The organism is Streptomyces sp. NPDC028907 (assembly GCF_055564995.1).
In genome coordinates this window covers 526,179-545,027 of record NZ_JBVHVE010000004.1, presented here as the reverse complement: position 1 = coordinate 545,027, position 18,849 = coordinate 526,179, and the positions used below count along the sequence as shown (strand labels likewise).

Annotated in this window: 15 protein-coding genes; 6 read left to right on the top strand and 9 right to left on the bottom strand. The window is 64.9% G+C overall.

The genetic code is table 11. From position 1 onward, the window contains the following. The first annotated feature begins 201 nt into the window (after positions 1–201). From ACZ4UU_RS15045 to ACZ4UU_RS15020, 6 genes are all read left to right on the top strand, one after another. Positions 202–861, top strand: a complete 660-nt coding sequence (locus tag ACZ4UU_RS15045; protein ID WP_468040223.1) for an ATP-binding protein — start codon at positions 202–204, stop codon at positions 859–861. A 234-nt stretch (positions 862–1,095) separates the two neighbouring features. Then, a complete protein-coding gene (locus tag ACZ4UU_RS15040; protein ID WP_468039939.1) occupies positions 1,096–2,355 on the top strand; it encodes an IS256 family transposase in 1,260 nt (419 codons plus the stop codon). A gap of 13 nt (positions 2,356–2,368) precedes the next feature. Continuing rightward, a complete protein-coding gene (locus ACZ4UU_RS15035) occupies positions 2,369–2,692 on the top strand; it encodes a hypothetical protein (protein ID WP_468039937.1) in 324 nt (107 codons plus the stop codon). A gap of 174 nt (positions 2,693–2,866) precedes the next feature. Next, positions 2,867–4,963, top strand: coding sequence for a helix-turn-helix domain-containing protein (locus ACZ4UU_RS15030; RefSeq protein WP_468039936.1), 2,097 nt, complete (start codon positions 2,867–2,869; stop codon positions 4,961–4,963). Beyond that, positions 4,960–5,925, top strand: a complete 966-nt coding sequence (locus tag ACZ4UU_RS15025; RefSeq protein ID WP_468039935.1) for a hypothetical protein — start codon at positions 4,960–4,962, stop codon at positions 5,923–5,925. The genes ACZ4UU_RS15030 and ACZ4UU_RS15025 overlap by 4 nt, the downstream gene beginning before the upstream one ends. Positions 5,926–5,942: 17 nt before the next feature. After that, positions 5,943–6,845, top strand: a complete 903-nt coding sequence (locus ACZ4UU_RS15020; protein ID WP_468039934.1) for a DUF6339 family protein — start codon at positions 5,943–5,945, stop codon at positions 6,843–6,845. Here ACZ4UU_RS15020 and ACZ4UU_RS15015 read toward each other — a convergent pair. The 9 genes from ACZ4UU_RS15015 to ACZ4UU_RS14975 all read right to left on the bottom strand — a co-directional run bounded on the left by ACZ4UU_RS15015 (position 6,834) and on the right by ACZ4UU_RS14975 (position 18,720). Further along, positions 6,834–8,075: a DNA cytosine methyltransferase gene (locus ACZ4UU_RS15015; RefSeq protein ID WP_468039932.1), complete on the bottom strand. Its 1,242-nt coding sequence runs from the start codon at positions 8,073–8,075 to the stop codon at positions 6,834–6,836. The two genes, ACZ4UU_RS15020 and ACZ4UU_RS15015, sit on opposite strands and share 12 nt — an antisense overlap. Before the next feature lie 100 nt (positions 8,076–8,175). Beyond that, positions 8,176–9,168: a DNA cytosine methyltransferase gene (locus ACZ4UU_RS15010; protein WP_468039931.1), complete on the bottom strand. Its 993-nt coding sequence runs from the start codon at positions 9,166–9,168 to the stop codon at positions 8,176–8,178. 139 nt (positions 9,169–9,307) lie between these two features. Then, entirely contained in the window at positions 9,308–12,256 is a 2,949-nt protein-coding gene (locus ACZ4UU_RS15005) for a Z1 domain-containing protein (protein ID WP_468039929.1), read from the bottom strand. A gap of 22 nt (positions 12,257–12,278) precedes the next feature. Next, positions 12,279–13,250: a PD-(D/E)XK motif protein gene (locus ACZ4UU_RS15000; protein WP_468039928.1), complete on the bottom strand. Its 972-nt coding sequence runs from the start codon at positions 13,248–13,250 to the stop codon at positions 12,279–12,281. After that, positions 13,243–14,775: an ATP-binding protein gene (locus tag ACZ4UU_RS14995; protein ID WP_468039927.1), complete on the bottom strand. Its 1,533-nt coding sequence runs from the start codon at positions 14,773–14,775 to the stop codon at positions 13,243–13,245. Before ACZ4UU_RS14995 ends, ACZ4UU_RS15000 begins: the two co-directional genes overlap by 8 nt. Before the next feature lie 102 nt (positions 14,776–14,877). Then, the gene (locus ACZ4UU_RS14990) at positions 14,878–15,282 is read right to left on the bottom strand and encodes a very short patch repair endonuclease (RefSeq protein ID WP_468040221.1); all 405 of its coding nucleotides are present in this window, start codon (positions 15,280–15,282) and stop codon (positions 14,878–14,880) included. Between the two features lie 402 nt (positions 15,283–15,684). After that, positions 15,685–16,695 carry an SEC-C domain-containing protein gene (locus ACZ4UU_RS14985; protein ID WP_468039925.1) on the bottom strand — a complete coding sequence of 337 codons (1,011 nt, stop codon included), beginning with the start codon at positions 16,693–16,695 and terminating at the stop codon, positions 15,685–15,687. Positions 16,696–16,789: 94 nt separating this feature from the next. Next, positions 16,790–17,197, bottom strand: coding sequence for a hypothetical protein (locus tag ACZ4UU_RS14980; protein ID WP_468039923.1), 408 nt, complete (start codon positions 17,195–17,197; stop codon positions 16,790–16,792). Between the two features lie 50 nt (positions 17,198–17,247). After that, positions 17,248–18,720 (bottom strand): glycoside hydrolase, encoded by a 1,473-nt coding sequence (locus ACZ4UU_RS14975; RefSeq protein WP_468039921.1) that lies wholly within the window; start codon positions 18,718–18,720, stop codon positions 17,248–17,250. Positions 18,721–18,849: the final 129 nt, after the last annotated feature.

Genomic DNA, 18,849 nt, shown 5'->3' with positions numbered 1-18,849 from the left:
AGGTAGCGGGTGTTCAGTCTCGCGCCAAGGGGCGGGCCTGCCAATCACTCGGAAGCGGGAATCCCTTCCTGCACATTGCATGACGGGATGTGTATGCGTCACTCTGAGCGTCAGCGCAACTCATCGTGAGCATCTGTAACACTCCGCCATCGCGTGGAGTCGACTGTGACGAGAGGGACCGTCGTGATCCAGCAAGCGTGCATGCAGCGGAAGCCCTGGGATCTGGCCTTCACCGCCGAGCCGGCGGAAGTGGCCGCGCTGCGCCGCATCATGCGGCTGCACTTGGGGAGCTGGGGATTGCACGATGTGATTGACCAGGCCCAGTTGTGCGTAAGCGAGTTGGTGTCCAACGTCATCGCTCATGTCGGCCCTGGCACGCCGGCCACCCTCACGGTCGCCATGAACGGCCTCAATCTGCGTGTTGAGGTTCATGACCCCGACACACGGGCCCTCCCCACTCTCGTCGCCGCGGACCGCGACTCTGAGTCCGGACGGGGCATGGCCCTCGTCGACGCGGTTGCTGATCGATGGGGAGTCCAACTCCACCCCGGTCGCAAGGTGACTTGGTGTGAACTCGCGACGGGGTTGACGTCGCCGGACGGTCACGTGGCACGCGGTGACGTCACGCGCGCAGAGGCGCTGCTCGGCCTCTACCGGGCGGCAAGGTTGCCTCGCGAGTCGGGCCTGAGCGGGCTGAGCATGACGACTGGTGAGGAAGCGGTGATCGATGCCATCACCGACTTTCTCCACTGGCTCCGGGCACACGGGTGCGACGAGGAAGAGATCTTGGATCGTGCGCAAACACGCTTCGAGGCGCAGACCGCGGGAACCGGAGGTCTGCCGTGTCGGTATATGCAGTAAATTGCGCGAGACGAGTGGACCTCTGCTGCGTGAGTTCGGACGACGGAGCTAGCTAGAGGCACTAGGTGCTGAGCGCCCGTAGCACGAAAGATTGGCTCTGCCTTGCTGGCAACACTCGTGAGCAATGCTCAGGACCTGTGGATCGGCTCGGGAAGGACGTACCTTCCCGGGTGATTGATCGATAGGCCACCGAGCAAGACCGGTGTTCGCAGCACCGGCCGGGAAAACACGTCCGTGCTCAGCGTAGTGAACGGCGACGGCACCACCGACGACGGCTCCTCTCTGATCGACGAGATCGTCCGGGAGGGGGCACGGAGGATGTTGGCCGGCGCGCTGGAGGCTGAAGTCAATGCATACATAGCCGAGTTGGCCGACCAGCGAGACGAGCACGGCCGACGGCTCGTGGTGCGCAACGGCTATCACCAGCCCAGGAAGGTCACCACCGCGGCCGGGACAGTGGAGGTGAAGGCGCCGCGGGTGAACGACAAGCGCGTCGACGACGCCACGGGTGAGCGCAAGCGGTTCTCCTCTGCGATCCTGCCGCCCTGGTGCCGCAAGAGCCCGAAGATCAGCGAGGTGCTGCCACTGCTCTATCTTCACGGCCTGTCCTCCGGCGACTTCGTGCCCGCGCTGGAGCAGTTTCTCGGCAGCTCGGCCGGGCTTTCCCCGGCCACGGTCATCCGGCTGACCCAGCAGTGGCAGGCCGACCACGCCTCGTTCATGGACCGCGACCTCGCGAAGGTCGATTACGTGTATGTGTGTGGGCCGACGGCATCCACCTCAATGTCCGCCCTGGAGGAGGCCAAAGCCTGCGTGCTCGTCCTCGTCGGCGTGCGCGCCGACGGCAGCAAGGAGCTGATCGCGCTCAAGGACGGCTACCGCGAGTCCGGCGGGTCCTGGGCTGACCTGCTACGCGACTACGCCAGCCGCGGCATGCGCGCCCCGGTCCTGGCGGTCGGCGACGGCGCCCTCGGCTTCTGGAAGGCCCTGGCCGAGGTCTTCCCTGCCTCCCGGCATCAAAGATGCTGGGTTCACAAAACGGCCAACGTGCTCAACGCTCTGCCGAAGTCGGCCCAGCCCGGCGCCCGCAAGGCGCTTCAGGACATCTACAACGCCGAGGACCGCGACCTCGCAGTCAAGGCGATCAAAACGCTCACCCAGCTCTACGGCGCGAAAATCCCCAAAGCCGTCAAGAAGATCACTGACGACGAGGGCGAACTGCTGGCCTTCTACGACTTCCCCGCCGAGCACTGGATCCACCTGCGGACGACCAACCCCATCGAGTCCACATTCGCCACCGTGCGCCTGCGCACCAAGGTCACCCGCGGCGCCGGCTCCCGCACCGCCGCCCTGGCCATGGTCTTCAGGCTCGTCGAGTCCGCCCAGCAGCGGTGGCGGGCCGTGAACGCACCCCACCTCGTCGCCCTCGTCCGCGCTGGAGCCCGCTTCGAACGTGGCCAACTGGTCGAGCGCCCCGCCACCGTCGCGGCATAGGGTCTGGTCCACCATGACCGACCACCGCACCTACGGCACCAGCACCCACACCGTCGGCGAGCTGGTCCGGCTCGTCAGTGACCGCCTCGGGCTGGTCTTCACCGAGCGCGACAGCGATTACCGGGGCGTCTATCACCTCGCCAGCAGCTCCAACGGACGGATCGAGATCCAGCCCAACCCGATCCCCGGCGACGACGGCGAAGACGACCTCTACGCTCCGGAACTCCCAACAGCCCGGGTGCTGTTGCTCATCGCCACCCTGGCCCCGAACCCCGCCCTGCAGGCCAGCCTGGGCTCCATCGAAGGGCTCATTCACCTGAACCACGAGACAGCGTGAGCAGCTACTGATCCACAGCTTTTGACAATTGCTCCTCGTCTCTCCCCCCGTCGTCCCACCTGAGGGCAACGCCTCGACTCAAGTGGCATAGCAATCAATTTTGTTGATCCATCACATTTTCAAATCCTCCTAGGTACGATCGACTCCTCGTATTGCTCGATCAAGGGGGGTGCGGTGGAAACAGACGACCGGAGGGAGGACTTCGGCGTTTGGTTGGATCGGCAACTGCGCGTGCGGCAGATGACGCAGACCACGCTGGCAGACGCCCTGCAAGTCACCCCAGCGGCGGTGTCTGCCTGGGTCACGGGCCGCGCCGAGCCCCGTGAGGACAGAAAAAGAGCGGTGGCAGCTGTCCTCGGCCTGGACGAGGAGACAGTGCACCGTCGCGCCGCGGAAGTTGCCACGGCTTCGTCCCTGAAGTGGCTTCATCGGCCGGCGCATGCAGACGGCGGCAGAGAGTTTGGAAACGCCGCAGCGTTCGCCTTCGACGCAGACGTTGCCGTGCTCGCCCGAGAGGCGACGCAGAACAGCCTCGATGAGCAGGATGACCCGAATCAGCCCGTGCGCGTTCGGTACACGCTCAACGAACTGTCGGGCGAACACCGCAGGGCATTTCTGGACGCACTTCAGTGGGAAGAGATCGAGCCGCACTTCGAGGCCGCTGCCACCCACAGGCACAAGGTCGGACGAGTCATCGCCGAGGGACTGCGCGAGATGCGTGAGTCCGACTCCCTGCTACTCGTTCGAGTGGACGATTACAACTGCACAGGACTGACAGGCGCCGACTACGGCGACAACAGCAAGTTCGCAGCTGTCCTTCGAGACCAGCTCAACAGCCACAAGGGCACGGGAACGGCTGGTGGTTCCTACGGCCTGGGAAAGATCACGCTCTGGGCGACGAGCCGACTGGGTCTGGTGCTCGTCAACAGCACTCTGTCCCGCCCTCACGAAGGACGTACCGAACGTCGACTCTACGGTCGTCTCGAACTGCCCTGGCACGAGAGCAGCGGACGCGCGTTTGCGGGCTTGGCCGGCTTCGGTGAGACAGACATGGAGCCGGGACGTGAAGGCACGGCAAGGTCGTGGTGGGCGGATGAGGCGACGACCAGATCCCTGCATCTGGAGCGCGAGAGCCGTGATCCCGGTACATCCTTCCTGATAGTCGGTGCACATGATGCCGCCGGGGACGCACAGAGCCTCCAGGAGATGCACGAGAAACTGGTCAAAGCCCTCGCCGACAACTTCTGGGCTGCGATGACCTCCGGACGAGAGAGCCAGCCGGTTCTGGAAGCATCCGTCACGACTCTGCGCAATGGGCAGGTGGTGATCCCCGAACAGCGGGTTGACCCTGCCGATCACCAACCCGCGCGTACTCGTGCGCTCCGAGCCTTTCTCAACGGTGAGACGGTCGAGCAGCGTACCGACACCACTCAGGTCGCGATTGCGCACGTACCTCTCCTCGTGCCACCGGAGAAGGGTAGGGGCCGTGCCGCCACCGGTACGGAACACAGGGCGGTGCTGCTCGTAACCGCAGCCGATGACCACGACCGGGAGCCGAACCGCCTTGTCTGTATGCGCGGTAACCGCATGACGGTCATGACGCGGCGTGTGACTGACCTTCCGCTGAGCACCGATGCGTTCCAAGCGGTTCTCTTGGCGGGCAGGGCCACAGGATCACACAGCGATGACGCCGAATTGGCTGAGCGGTTCCTGCGTGCTGCGGAGCCACCGGAGCACAACGACTGGACCAAGACCGAAGATCTCTTCACCACGTACGCACGGGGTGCCCGGCAGCGCGTCGAAGACTTCCGTAAGGAAATGCTGACGGCTGTTCGCTCGCTTGTGGGCCGTCGCGAGGCGAGGAACACGAGTGGGCCGGCGGTACTGAGGGAGTTGCTGCGCATCGATGCACACGCGACGGGGGCTCGCCGTCCCGAGCGGCATCCCGTCGTGCGTCACGTGGAAGGGGAGGTCGACGCTCGAGGCGCTTGGAACGTGAAAGTCGAGGTCAAGCTGCCACGGCGTGCGGATCCCTGGTTGCTGACACCGGTAGCCAAGTTTGATGTGCGCTCGGGCGCCAAACCCGTCGTCGCATGGGCGAAGCTCATCGCCGGCGAGAACTGCCGGGTCGAGGACGGGACGCTGCATTTCGAATCCGGCGCCGGAAGCGCGTCCTTCGGAGGCGTGACGGACGTGTCCAGCCATCCCGTGACAGGGCAGATGGCACGGTTGATCGTCGATCTGCAGAAGGCGAAGGGGACAGCGACGTGAACGTTGTGTTCCCCTACCGGGTTCTGGCAGGAGACGTCGGCTTCGAGGTGACGTCGGCAAAGCTCGACGGTCGGGCTCTTCCCCTGACCATGATTTCGCGGGATCAGAGAGCCGTGGCCCTGTACGAGGCGGAGCGATCTCGGTGGGACGAAGCCCGATTGGATGTCAAGGCCACGCTGCCCGAGAGGGAACTGGCCGGGGGACCCTGGAGTGATGCCGTCTGCCTCGCTGTACTGACCGAGTCCGCCACCAATACGAGGACGGTCGCGCGTCTTGCCCCCGTCGGCGGAGGCAACTGGAGCGGCAGCCTCGTGTTCGCGAGGGATGCGCACCACATGCGTGCCGCTCTCACGGTCGTCGTGGTCGCCACCGTCGGTGGTGAAGCCGGACGGATCATCGGCACGGCGGAAGAGACGTGGTCCGTAGAACTCAACGAGCGTGTGCCCGCGCGCAAGCAGGAATTGAACATCCACGAGGTGGACTTCCGGTCCGGCCATCTTGAGTGGTTGCGGCAATTCCAGGACGCTCCATGGGTCGTGGAGACTGGTGGTGACATGCCGACCGTGCACCTCAACACGGGGTTCGAGGGACTCACCGAGTTCCTGAGCGGAAGCGGTACGCCCGCAGAGAAGGGTGTACGAGGCATGCTCGCGGCGCAGATCGCAACAGAGGCCTGGACGGCTATGTTCCATGCCGCTGTCAGCGACTTGGAATGGGACGACGAGGGGACACCGCAGTGGCCCATGGGCTGGAAGGACGGAGTGCTGCGTTCGATGCTGCCCGATGTCCTGCCGGAACTGCAGCCGGGTGATGCCCTGTTGGAGATTCACCTGCGGCGAACGGAGGGTGGCTGGCAGGACCTTCAGCCACGTATTCAGTACGCGGCAGCCCGGCGAGCCAAAGCCGCCAGAAACCTTGGTAATGGACTGCGGGCGATGAGCGTCGCCGCGGAGGGCGATTGACGATGAGCCGTTCATCCATGGACCTTCCGGAGCAGATCGCGCTGCTGCCGGACATCGTTGCGTCCAAGTACCTCACGCACAGCGTTCTCTCGGGAAGTGAGCGGCCACCCAGAGTGGCGCTCCTGCGTGCGAGTAGGGCCATTGAACCTGCGGGAGCGCGGTGGAGTGCTGCCCCTGTACGGCAATTGATCGATGCCGCGATGCGGCGGCACGATGGTGATCGCGCCGCGGCTGATGCCTGGCTTGCCCCGAGACTGCACGCGACGCTCAGAATGACGAGGCGCGAGGCTGCGGACACCGGGTTCTGGAACTTCCTCGCTTTGGTCGTGGCACCGGACTACGTTCTGTGGCGACACAAAGGCAAGACAATGGAAGGCGATCGTGCGACAGCAGACCGCTTTGTCGGTGTGCACTACAAGCAGACGTTTGCCCGGTTGTGGTGGGCAGCCGAGATGTTCAGAGACGGAGACGATTACGGACCGGCCCGAGTCGCCTGTGGCAATCAGGACGTCCTGAATACGATGCTGCGCCTTGAAGTCATCGACCACCGGCCGACAGCGCGCGCCGTTGTGCGGCTGCTGGAGAAGGGTGTGGTGAGCACAGGCAGGCAGGTGAACGGTCTGGGCACTGCGATCAACGCCGCCGCGACCACGCTCGTTTATGACGTTCTTGCTCCTGACGACGGCCCGGATGCCGAAGCGCGCCGCTATTGGATAGACGAGGCCGAGGACGCCGGCCCCGTTCCCATGGACAACTTGCCACTTGGACCGGACGACGGCCAGGCCACGGCTGAATCGGTGGACGTTCTGGTCCGCCGCTTCGCGGAGCTCTTCGCCGAAGCTCCGATCCGAGGGAAGGAGATGCCAACACCCGCACCGAACCAGGGTGTCAGTCTCGACAAGCCCTACTCACCGTTCTAGGCGCTCGTGAATGGCCTGGGCCAAGGATCGGCCCAGGCCGATCGGCACTGCGTTGCCGATCTGCCGGGCGATCTGAACCTTGCTGCCGTACCACTCGAAATCGGCGGGGAAGCCCTGGATCAGTGCCGCCTCGTAATGAGTGATCGGCCGATCGTGCACCGGGTGGAGATAACGCCCCTTCTCCGGCTTGTAGAACTCGGTACGGATGGTTACGGACGGGCGGTCGAAGTGCATGCGTCCCATCACGTCGCCGGAGCCGCTGCTGTGCTTGTCCCAACTAGGCGTCGACAGGTACGTGCTGACGCCCTGAATGTCGGCCCACTTGTTTCTCAGGTCATGTCGATTGCCGCCCGGAGGGATGGCTCGGTATCGAGCCCTGGACAACGCCGTGGGGTTGCGGCCGATGTGGAGTTCGGTCGTCTTGTAGGGACCTGGAAGTACGACGCCCAGCGGCTTGTCAGTGCGATCCGGAAGGTCCAAATCCGGGGCGTCCTTGGGGGTGTGCGCAAACACCGTCAGACCGACTGAGATCCAGGGGAGGAGCTCATTGGACGAGCCCTCCGGATCATCGAGGTTGGGTTGGGCAGGGCCACCCTCACGGGCGTGCGTGGGACGGGGATGTTCCAGCGCTTCACCGAGATCGTTCCGGGTCGCGATGACAATGGCGCGCCGGCGTGCTTGAGGGACGCCAAAGTCGGCGGCGTTGAGTACCTTCCACCGGAGCGTGTAGTTGGACAGGGCCCCGTCCTTGGTGGTGGCCTCCTTGAGGCTGTCGAACTCCTGGGACACGAGGAAACGGTCCACGTTCTCCAGAACGAAGATCTTGGGTTGAATAGCCTTGACCACGCGCACGTACTCAACCCAAAGGCGATTCCGGGGGTCGTCAGCCTTGGGCTTCTCGGGATTGTTCCGGTGGAGCGCAGAGAACCCCTGACACGGCGGTCCGCCCATGATGACGTCGACCTTGCCCGCGTACGGCGTCGGGTCCCACTCGGTGATGTCCACATTGGCGACATGCGAACTGCCGAAGTTGGCTGCGTACGTAGCGGCTGCTGCTTCGTCGAACTCGACCGCGGCGACGGATCGGAACGGTGAGGAGCCGGGGCCATCAGGCTCGTAGGCTCGAAACCCTGCAGAGAACCCGCCCGCACCGGAGAACAGATCGACCACTGCGATCGATGAGTCGGCCGGCATTGTACCGGCGGCAGTGTCGGGCGAGATGGTGACCATGAGAGGAGAGTCTAATGGTGATCACGCAGTCACCGGACGGGACTCCTCGTATGTTGCCATGAGTAAGCGACTCGTCGCCTGTTGTGATGTGGTGTTGTGGCTAGCCACGAGGGGACCGACGGAGTGCTGTGGCGATCTGACGGCCGAGAGCGGACGCGACCGGAGGCGGAGTGGTCTGACTGATTTGGCGGTAGGCGGACGTCTTCCTGCCGGAAATCTTCCAATCGGCGGTGAAGCCCTGGAGCAGAGCAACTTGGTCGACGGTGAGGCGTGGGAGGCCGAAGCGAGGTTCGATGTCCGGGTTCAGTCGGAAGTCGGGTCCGGGCACCACGTCACCGATGCTTCCACCGTAAACACCCCACCGAGCCCAGATGGCCTTTGCTCGGCTTGCGCCGAGGTCGGCACCCCCTCGTCCCGTGGCACCTCCCATGATCAACGGAGCCGGCTCAGAGGCACGAGCCGCCCAATCAGCAGCCTCGGGCCATCCTCGGGACGCCATGGACTCGAGCAAGGTTTCCCCGAGAGTCGGGCAACGGCCTAGGGCTGGGCTGGGCCACTCGAAGAAGGCCAAATCCTCGGGGTGCATGGCAACCATGAATCCGTGGGGCCGATGTTGGGGCACACCGAAGTCCGTGGCGGTGAGAACCGATGACGTCATCGCGTAGCCGAGATCCTCGACCGCTTCTTGGACCTTTCGCCGCTCGGCCTCGAACTTGTCCGCCCGAAGGAACGTCGGGATGTTCTCGATGAGCAGGACACGCGGACGCACGAAGGACGCCATGTCCAGTACCGCCTCCAACGTGTCGCGCTTGTCGACAGTGGCGAGTTGCTTGCCCGCGATCGTGTACGGGGAGCGTGGCAGGCCACAACTCAGCACGTCGGCATGGTCCAGGGGAGCGTGATCCAGCGGGTCAATGCGCTTCAGGTCTCCGTGAATCGTGTACCAGTGAGGCCGATTGTGGGAGATCGTCTCGCAGCTGTCCGCGTCGATGTCGATTGCTGCCGCTACATCGAACCCTGCCCGTTCAAGGCCGAGAGCTTGACCCCCGACTCCCACGCAGAGTTCGATCGCGGTGAATCGGCGCTCCTGCATGTGTCTATGCCCCCCTGCACGCTGTGCGCGACCCGATCGCGCCGTTTCAGAGTAGAGCGATGGACGACACGAGACGTCCTGCGGGGCGCAACCAGGGGCAGCGCGCCCCGCAGGGTGACTGTTTCAGGTCAGGAGAGGGTTAGCTTTGTTCCTTGGTGATAATGGCGTCGGCGGAGGAGTCGATCGTGGTGAAGACCACGACCCTGCCGTCGTTGCCTCGGGCGGACGCCGGGGCAACGAAGGAGAAGGCCATGACCAACTTGCCCGGAGCGATTCGACCCGAGCTCATGGCATCGGCCCTGTTTTGCGGCTCGATGATCGGATAGAGGACCACGGCGCCCCGCCGCCCCGCGACGTACTGTTCGGTGGCCGCATCGCCGCTCGACGGAACAGCGCCGGCGATGCGAAATGCGGTGGCTGTGTGCTTCGGGTCTCGGATGGCGCCGAACACCGGACCGCGCCGGCGCTCACGGGCGAACCATGAGAAGGAGCGGCTCGATGTGCCGATCGAGACTCTCTTGTTCCCGTTGGAGTGCTGGGGAGCAAGGATGACCCAGTCATCGACCCCGGGCTGTGACGAACCACAAATCTCGGTCAAGTAGGTGAGGTGAGGAGCGAATTGAGCTGCGGCCCCCCATGTCAGCCGGCGGACCAGACTCAGGAAGGAGTCGGCCGAGAGCGCGCCTGTGAGTGCGTTGAACCGATGACTCGAGTCCGAGTACGTGTATTCGAAGGTGGTCGGGGTCGATGACAGGGATTCGAGCACAGGCAGCCACAAATCCGTGTTGTGGCGCAGCGCAGGAGCACTGGTCGGGTAAGCCGTGGGCTCTTCCCACTGACCGGGCGAGCGCTTGTTTACGAGCTGCGCATTGAACATCTTGTTGGGGCTGGTCGGCTTCAGCCATGACAAGTGCTGCGAAACGAGCGGTGGTACCTGCGCAGGAGTCACCTGAGGCCGGCCGTCGATTAGTTCGGCGTACTGCTGAAGTTCGCGGCGGAAGGTCTCCTCGTCGCGGCAGATCGCCTCGAAGGCCTCGTACAGGTCGATCTCCTTGGTGCCCACGGTCTCTTCTCGACCCAGGTACAGGCGCACCAGGTCCTGGTATCCCTTGCGGAAGCCGAACCATCGGCCCATCTGCATGAGTGTCGATGCGTTGTTCGTGCGGCGCCTGTAGTAGGTGACTGTGAGTCCTTCGACGGTGAAGCCGCGGGCGAGTTTTTGGCCACCGATGAGGATCTTCCAGATGGAGCGTTTGTCGAAGTCGGCCTCGCCCGTCTCGATGTCCTTGTCGCCGTTCACGACGATGATCGGTTGGTCGTCGCCACCGATGCGTGTGGCGGCCGCGCCGATGTAGCGAGTCAGATCGTCGTAGGAGGCAGGAACGGCATGGCCGTTGGCGCGAACCTGGGAGACCGGCAGGAGGTCGGTCTCAAAGAGTTTGCGCAGGCGCTGATGGCCGCTGGCCCCTGTGTAGCCGGAGTCCCACCACAACTTCGTCACACGTCCGAGGAGTTCGCGATGTGCCGCGGTACGGACCGACTCGTGGATGAGCATGGTGTGGTGCTGGAAGTACCGATCACCCAGACCGTTCTCTTCGCGATAGAGCTTCATGGCCGCAGCCAGGACGAACATGTCCATGGCTTTCTGCAGCGCGGTGTCGTCCTCGTCGTCCATAAGCACGACGTCACGCACGTGCGCCTTCTCGTTCGAGTTGGCGAATGTGCGCTCTTCGTACGGGATCACGGAATCCAGATCGTGGAAGTCCTGCACGCCCATGTACCCGTCGGGGCGTGGCAGGGAGACGATGAAGTCCTTCGGGAAGATGTCCTCGGAGTCGCTCGGATCGACGAAGACGTTGGCGAAAGGCGTGGCCGTGTAGCCGACGTACTGAGCTCGCGGCAGCATGCGCAGCAGCTCGGAGATCTTCTGGTTGATGGCGGTGCGCTCGGCGTCAGGCTTGTTCGGGTTGGCCGTATTCACGGAGGCCTCGTCCGACTCGTCGTCGATGATGAGGACCGGGATCTCTGAGAGCGGCGTCTTGATCTTGTTCAGGTCCTTGACCAACTTGGTCAGGACCGATTTGTTCTTCTTCACGACCATTAGGCGTGCGGAGGAACGGTGCAGGTTCTGCGGGTAGTAGAGCGGGAGCGCGGGCTCCTGCTTCTCGAATTCAAGAGCCACGATTCCCTGGAGGAGACTCTTGTAGTCGTTGTCTCTGGTCGTCATGCGAACGATGTCGAAGGCTCCAAGAGTGGACGGAAGGCCTTTGTGGGAGAGGAACTTCCCCTTCGACCAGGCGGGGTCATCCGCGTAGTCCGACTCGTACTCTGCGGCACCGCGCAGGATGTTCTCGCGGCCGACGAGCTCCATGTCGAGGCGACGCTGGGTCTGGGCGCGCAGGAGGTTGAGCGTTCCGCCGAGCACGATGACCAAACGGTAGCCGGCATCCACCGCCTTGGCGATGACACCCGTGAAGTTGGCGGTCTTTCCGGACTGCACGTATCCGGCGACGAGTCCTTTTGATTGGTACGCCGCTTCGTCGGTCGGGTTTGCGAGCCGCTCGACAACGCGGTCCGAAGCGTTGTCCAGAGCGGCCACCGCGGTCTCTGGCCACCCCTTGCCCTCGGCCAGAAGACGTCGATAGGCAGGCCAGTACCAGCTCCGACCTTGTTGTGACTGAGGGGTGTACCAAGGCGTGAAGTCGTCACTGATGACCACCGCGCCGCCGGCCCGAGGCACAGGGACCAAGGAGTTCAGCAGCTCGCGGGTTTCCTCCTGCAGACCCAACAGCTCGAAGACTGCGGTACGCCGCTCCTCGGTGCGTGGTTCCGTGGGCGACCACGTCGGTCCCTCCGCGTAGTCCCACTGTGTCAGCTGTTTGCGCCACAGCTCCACCAGCTGGTCCGTGGAGTGTGAGGAACGGAGCGCGTGCTGGAAGTCCGCCTCGGTCGCAAGGGATTCGGTCTCGGCCCCTTCGTCCTCTGCTTGATACTCGAGTGCACGTTGCAGATTCTTCGGACGATTGGCCTGCATTCCTCCGAGAGCCGACTTGTGGAGCGTGATCCGCGTGATTTCTTCGTTACTCATGGAGAGAGGTCCTCAAGTCTTCTTACGGCAGGCGAAACTCGGTCAGAACCGAAGGCGGTTCGAGGGTCGGATGCAGGCCGGTGATGTCGATGGTGTACTGGACATCGGATATTCGTTCCCACGCGAAGTCGGAGAGTGACGAGACATCCAAGCGTGGCAACGCGGAGGAATCGAGAAGGATCGGGTCGGATCGTGGGGTCCAGCGTTCGTCGTCGGGGCCGTCCTCTACCCAACCGGAGATTGCCAGTTGCCGATCCAGACGGTTCAGCGACGCCGGAGCTTGATCCCCCACTGCGGCACGTACGGCTCGGACGCATTCGGCGAGCGTTCGTCCGTTGGCACCGCCACGGGTGAGCTGCACCGATACGAACCACAGTGGGCGTCCTGGGGCCGAGTCGAGCTGGCCGATGCCATGGATCGTGTGGCGGCGCCGTTCGGATGCGGTCGTCTTCACCTCGAGGTCGTAGGCGGGGAGTCCGAAATCGTGCTCCTCGGCTTCTGGCCCGGTCCACGCCTCAACAGCTGTCTCCCAGTCATGCTCGCCGGCGATGCAGCGCATCGTCGCCAGTTCCCCTATGAGGCCGAGACGTTTCTGCGCACTCAGGCCACGAGGTCGGCTCAGCAAAGCACTCCAAGCCCGCACGGTCTCCTCGAAGGCTTGGTCCAGGGTCCGGCCGTGCCTCACGATGCGATCGGCGACAGCGGTTAGCAAGTCGTGGAAATCGCGCATCAGCGCTACCTGCGTGGTGCTGATCCGCGCCATTCTCATGCCTCGCTCCGCGATCTGATCGATGCGAACCGTGGGCAAACAGGAACGAGGTGGACGGTGGCGGCGGTCGAGTTCGACGTGGAGAGCGATGTCCCGTCCGCCATGGCCGACGACGTACGAGACCTGTGGATGGACTGATCGAGGAGAGAGAGGGAACGTGGTGGCCTGGCCCGTACCGAGGAAGTACTCGACATTCGTCCACGGAACATGCGGGCTGTCAGTCATCGTCGGCCACCTTGTCGATTTCGGCACGGGCTGCGGACACCAGGATGGACTGCCACAGCTGCAGGTTGTCCTTCTCGCGACTGCCGCTGTACTCCTTCTCGAAGACTTGGTGCAGCAGGATGTACATCAGAGACTTCACCAGCGGCGCGTCGTTGAGGCCACCGCGTCGACCGCCCAGGATCGCCGTTCGATAGTGCTGATTGAGGGTGATGGTCCGATTGACGCGGTCAATGTCGAAGAAGAGGCTGTTGTCGAGCTTCTGCCAACGCACCGAGATTGGCTCCTCGTACGGGATCGCGGGGAGTTCGTCGGCGATGGTCTCGCGCATGGTTGGATCAAAGCCTTTGCCCGGCAGGATGACCGGCTTGCGCGTGGTGCCGGACCGTTTGCGCGCATCGCGGTAGACGTTGTCTGCCTCGGTCAGGTAGTCGAGGAACGTACGTCCCTCGGAGTCGACGGCTCTCTCCAGGGCAGATGTGAACTCCGGTGACGTCTCCACCCCGGCCTTTTTCACCGTGAGGCGGAAGACATCGTTGGTCCCGCTGGGCAGGTCGATGGCTACGCGAGCGAGTGAGAGGTGCTGCTCCGGTTGCCGGAAGTTGTTCCAACCACCGGCCTGGACCAATCGGTTGTGCCGGTAGAAGTAGAAGCCCTGACGGTCGATGACGGAGCCCACGGCCCTGTACTCGTCGATGTTGGACTTGGGCGTCCAAACGTGGGCTGCGAGTGAGACGTCCGCAGTCGAGGGCACACACGCGACGAATCGGCGCGGGTATTCGGGATGACCGCTGATCGGGTAGCCGAAGGGGTCCAAGGGCTCGACACCGAAGTCCAGGTACACGGTTCCCGTACGCACATCCTCGACTGCGATCGTGATGTTGAAGTCGTCTCGCGAGAGGAACCGGTGCAGGTACAGGCCCAAGTGGAGCCCAAGTTTGTTGATGGTGCGCTGCAGGTAGCGGTCTGTCTGACCACCTCCACCATGCTTCGGGAAGTCCTTGACCCCGTCCCAACGGATCACCGTGCCCTGCCAGACAATGGGCCGTTCGGCATACCGGTCGACGAGTGTCTGCGCATAGGCCGGGTCCACGATGTCGCACTCGAAACCGGAAACAGCATGCTCCATCAGCCAGCGGCGCCCCCTGGCACGGGTGCGCTTGGTCGTGCTGATGACCGTCACCGCGGAGGCATGGCTGAGGGAGGCGGACTTCAGACCGGTTCCGAACATGCCGAGGGCGTTTTCGGCATAGTCACGGCGACCTCCGACGGTCATCGCGACGTCCAGCTCTTCGTCGGTCATCCCCTTGCCGTCGTCCACCACGAGAAGGCTCACAAGTTGGTCGCCATCCCGGAGGAAGTGGATCACAACGTCTTTCGCGCCCGCGTCGATGGAGTTGTCCACGAGGTCGGTGATGGCAACTTCGAAGCCGTAGCCCTGACTGCTGAGCGCTTCCATGTAGCGCGCGTCAGGCGGAAGACGCTTGCTGCCGGCAGTAGGAACGTCGAATAGCCAGTCGGTCGTCATTTCCTCGCCTCGGGGGGACAGCCATTAATACGATCAATGGTGACCGTAGTGCAGAGGTCGGACAATGGGCGGGAGACCCTTACAGCGGCTCGGGCAGGTGAATCAGTCGTGGGGGTTCGGCCGCGCTTCCGAGGCGCCGGCGAGCCTTCGGGCCGCGGCTACGGATCGGGCGACTGCGTCAGGGTGTTCGTGCTCCCAGAAACGCAGAACCGTCCAGCCCGCTGCTTCCAGATGGCGAGTGGTCTGGCTGTCGCGAGCGACGTTCTTCGCGAGCTTCTCCCGCCACCACTCGGCGTTCGCCTTCGGCTGCGTCGCATGCTCGGGGCAGCCGTGCCAGAAGCAGCCGTCGAGGAAGACTGCGATCTTGGCTTTGGTGAAAACGATGTCGATCGTGCGGCGGGACATGCCGGGCACGGGCACGTTGACTCGGTAACGCAGACCCGCAGCGTGCAAGAGGCGACGGACCGCGACCTCCTGTGCTGTGTCGCGGGAGCTTTGCTTGCTCATCCGGGCGGACACGGAGGGTGAAGAGGGGATGGGATGGGGCACGGGGCAATTGTGCCGGCGCCTGGGACCGAAGCGATCGACGATAGGGAGATCATCCGTGATCGGCAGCGTTGGGGCCGCCCGCTTCTTTGCAGTGTCGTGCCTCCGCGAGCCGCGTCAAGGGCGCTTCACTCCGCTTGCGCTGCGTTCCGCGTCGCCTTCGGCGATGGCCCTTCGGGCCACCCTTGACCCGGCCCGCTCCAGCACGGGGTAGAAGCGAGCGGGCGGCCCGGAAGATCGGGTGGCCGAGGTATGCGGTGGTGGAGGTCGGCTGAGCGGTCGGCCGGCGTTGGCGGGCGCGGGGGCGCCTCGCCTGCACGCCGGGATAGTCAAGCGGCTTGCGGCCGGTGGGGCGTCAGACCATCACACCCCGTGGCACTCCCCATATGCCTGTCCCGACCCGCACCAACACGAAACCCCCCGCTGCGGCGGCCAGGCAACAGCCCGCCCCCGCGCCGCCAACGTCGTCGCATACTGCGGCAGCAGCGTCGCGTCCTCCGGTGAGGCCAGTTCCGACGCCGCGAAGGCCTCGTACGACGGGACCGTCCCCGTGACGACCCCCAGGTTCGGGGTGCCGGAGGCGGAGAGCTCCCTCAGGGACGCCTCTATCGTCGCCAGGTGCTCCCCGTGCGAGGGATACTCCACCGCCAGCGACGGATACGCCGCGACCAGCTCCGTCAGTTCGTCCGCCGTCCAGTGCAGCACCGCCACCGGGAACGGACGCGACAGCGCCTCCCGATACGCGCCCAGTTCCGCCCGGAGCCGTGAGATCTCCGCCTCCAGTTCCGCCGGGTTGTCCGAGCCCAGGGACCAGACGCGCTTGGGGTCGTGGAGTTCGTCGAGGGAGATCGGCATGGAGTGGAGGGTGTCGGCCAGGGCGTCCCACTCGTCGTGGGGGGCGCCCAGCATGCGGCGGACCCGGTGGCGGCCGAAGAGCAACGGGTGCGTCGAGTACGGGGGCTCCGCCACGTCGGTCAGGAGGAGACGGGCGCCCTCCGTGAACGTCTCCTGCGCCTGCTCCAGCTCGTCGTGGGACTCCAGGGCCTCCGCGACGATCACCCACGGGGCCGGGTCCCTCGGGGAGGCTGCGCGGACGCCCTCGATGATCGCTCTCGCCTCGGCCTCGTGGCCGTACTCCCAGAGGTTCGAGGCCTTCAGGGCCCGTACCAGGTGGGGGTCGTCCAGGGAAGTCGACGACGACAGCAGGCGGTCGTAGAGCGCGGTCGCGGCGGGGCGGTCGCCGGACAGTTCCAGGTGGGCCGCGGCCTGGAGGAGCAGGGCCTCGGCGTCCTCGGGGTAGAGGCCGGCGGTTCGCTCCAGGCGTGCCGCTTCGGCGGTGTGGTCGACGTTTTCGGCAGGCGTGTCGGGGCGCATGGCAGACACCGTACTGGCTGGGGATGGCGGTGCGGAGAACAGAGGGGGGAAGAGGGTAGAGATATTGCCTGGTCGAGGCGGGCGCGGACCTCGGTCACGCCTTCGCCAGGCACAGCAGCGCCAGGAACGGCACCGGGACCAGCGTCGCCATCGCCAGCCATCTGCCCGGGCGGTCATCGGCTCGGCGGCGTGGGCCCAGGACGTCCACCCTCAGCAGCACGAGCAGCAGGATCGCTCCCGTCACCGCCAGCAGGAACATCACCACCGGTGCGTGATCGAGCGTGTGGTAGTCGCAGTTCGACATGTCCGGCCTGGTCGCGAAGGCGTCGCAGGACGAGGGCAGGTAATCGGTGAGCAGCCAGTAGCCCAGGTACAGCGGGATGATCGCGGGCACCCCGATGGCCAGGTTCGCCAGCGCGGGCGCCACCAGGCCGGGGCGGCGGCGCCCACGCTCGTCCTCGCTCCTGCTCCCACCTGCCGCTGCTACGGCTGCTTTCGTCATGTGACGCACGACGTTCCGGGAACGCCTCCGGTTGCGTCACGCCCGCAACATCAGATCACCACCCCGTCGATCTGCAACGTCTGCACCGCCTTCGCCGCGAACGGCACCGCCACTGACTTTCCGCTCAGGAACGTGTTCGAGTACGACCGGTACCGGTCGCCGCCCGTCGTCACCGTGTTCCAGCGGGGGACCAATCCGCCCGAGCCGCCGGAAACCGTTGTGAACCTCGACAGATCGAAGGTCAGGGTCTGGGCCGACGTCGACGTGTTCACCGCGACGATCACCAGGCGGCGCGCCGCCGCGTCGTAGGCCGCTGCCGCGTAGCTCACGCCCGTGTCGAGGATCCGCATCCCGGGGCGGATGTGGCGGCTGAACTGGGCCATCACGTAGTACTTGGTCTGGATGGTCGTCGGCTGCAAGGTGTTCGCGTCGTAGGCGATCATCGCCCAGCCCGTCGACGGGTCCATGACCTGCCAGTAGCACCAAGCCGTCGGGTGCAGCCAGCGGAAGTCGTAGCAGAGGTTCGACGCCAGAGTCAGGCCCGTGCCGTCGCTGTCGCCCGTCTCCGAGTTCCAGAGCTTCTTGCCGGAGGTCGTGACGACGTCCGTGTAGAGGAGGTCGCGGCGGCCGCCCGAGCCCTGGTAGCCGTGCACGTTGACCTGACTGACCAGGGCCTTGGTGGACGAACCGAACGACGACCACGTCGATCGCGCCGTGTCGTAGTTCGTCTCGTCCGACGCGGCGATGCGTACGCCCGTCAGGCCGCGCTTGTCCAGCTCGCTGCGCATGTAGGGGAGTACGGCGGCCTGGACCGCCGGGTCCATGTGGCAGCCCTCCTGGGTGCCGGTGGCGGTCCACCAGGTGGAGGCCGGCTCGTTGAAGGGGTCGACCGTCGCGAAGTTCACGCCCCAGTTCGACCGCGCGTACAGGGCCGTCGCCGCCAGGTGCGAGGCGTGCTGGCGGTAGTTCCAGGTCTGGAGGTTGTTGCCGCCGCCTGCCGCGCCGGAGGGGTTGTGGTTGGAACACATCCACCACATGGGGGAGTTGGCGAACAACTCCGTCGTCGCGCCGCGCGCCGTCGCCTTCTGGAGCATCGCGCGCTGGTTGGCGTCCGCCGTCCAGTCCCAGGCCGAGGACGTGGGGTCCTCGTTGTTCCAGTCCTGCCAGAAGCCCTCGATCTGCTTGAAGCCGGGGATGTTGGGCGAGGCGACCATCGACTCGCCGTTCACCGAGTTCCAGCTGCACGCGCCGAGGTTGTAGCGGGCGATGTTGAGGCCCAGGCCGGGGAGGGCGGTGCCGTTGTAGGTCACCGAGTTCGTGGTGAAGAACAGGTCGGCGAAGTCGTTCCGGTTGCCGAAGACGTTGGCCCACCAGGCCAGGGAGGTGCCCCAGCCCTCCCAGGTGCCGTACGACGTGCCGGGGTTGACGGCGATGGTCGCGTCCGCGTGTGCGGTGCCTGTCGCCAAAGCGCCCCCGACGAGGGCGCCGCCTGTCGCCGCCAGCAGAGTTCTGCGTCGGATCATGACTTCTCCGCTTCGCTCAACGGCCGGTGTCGGCGGTGTCGTCGTCGAACCGGCTCCGTGGCTGGTCCCGCTGATGCCGACAGGAAGCATCGGGTGTGGCGGGTGAGGTTGTCGAGGGTTCCAACAGCC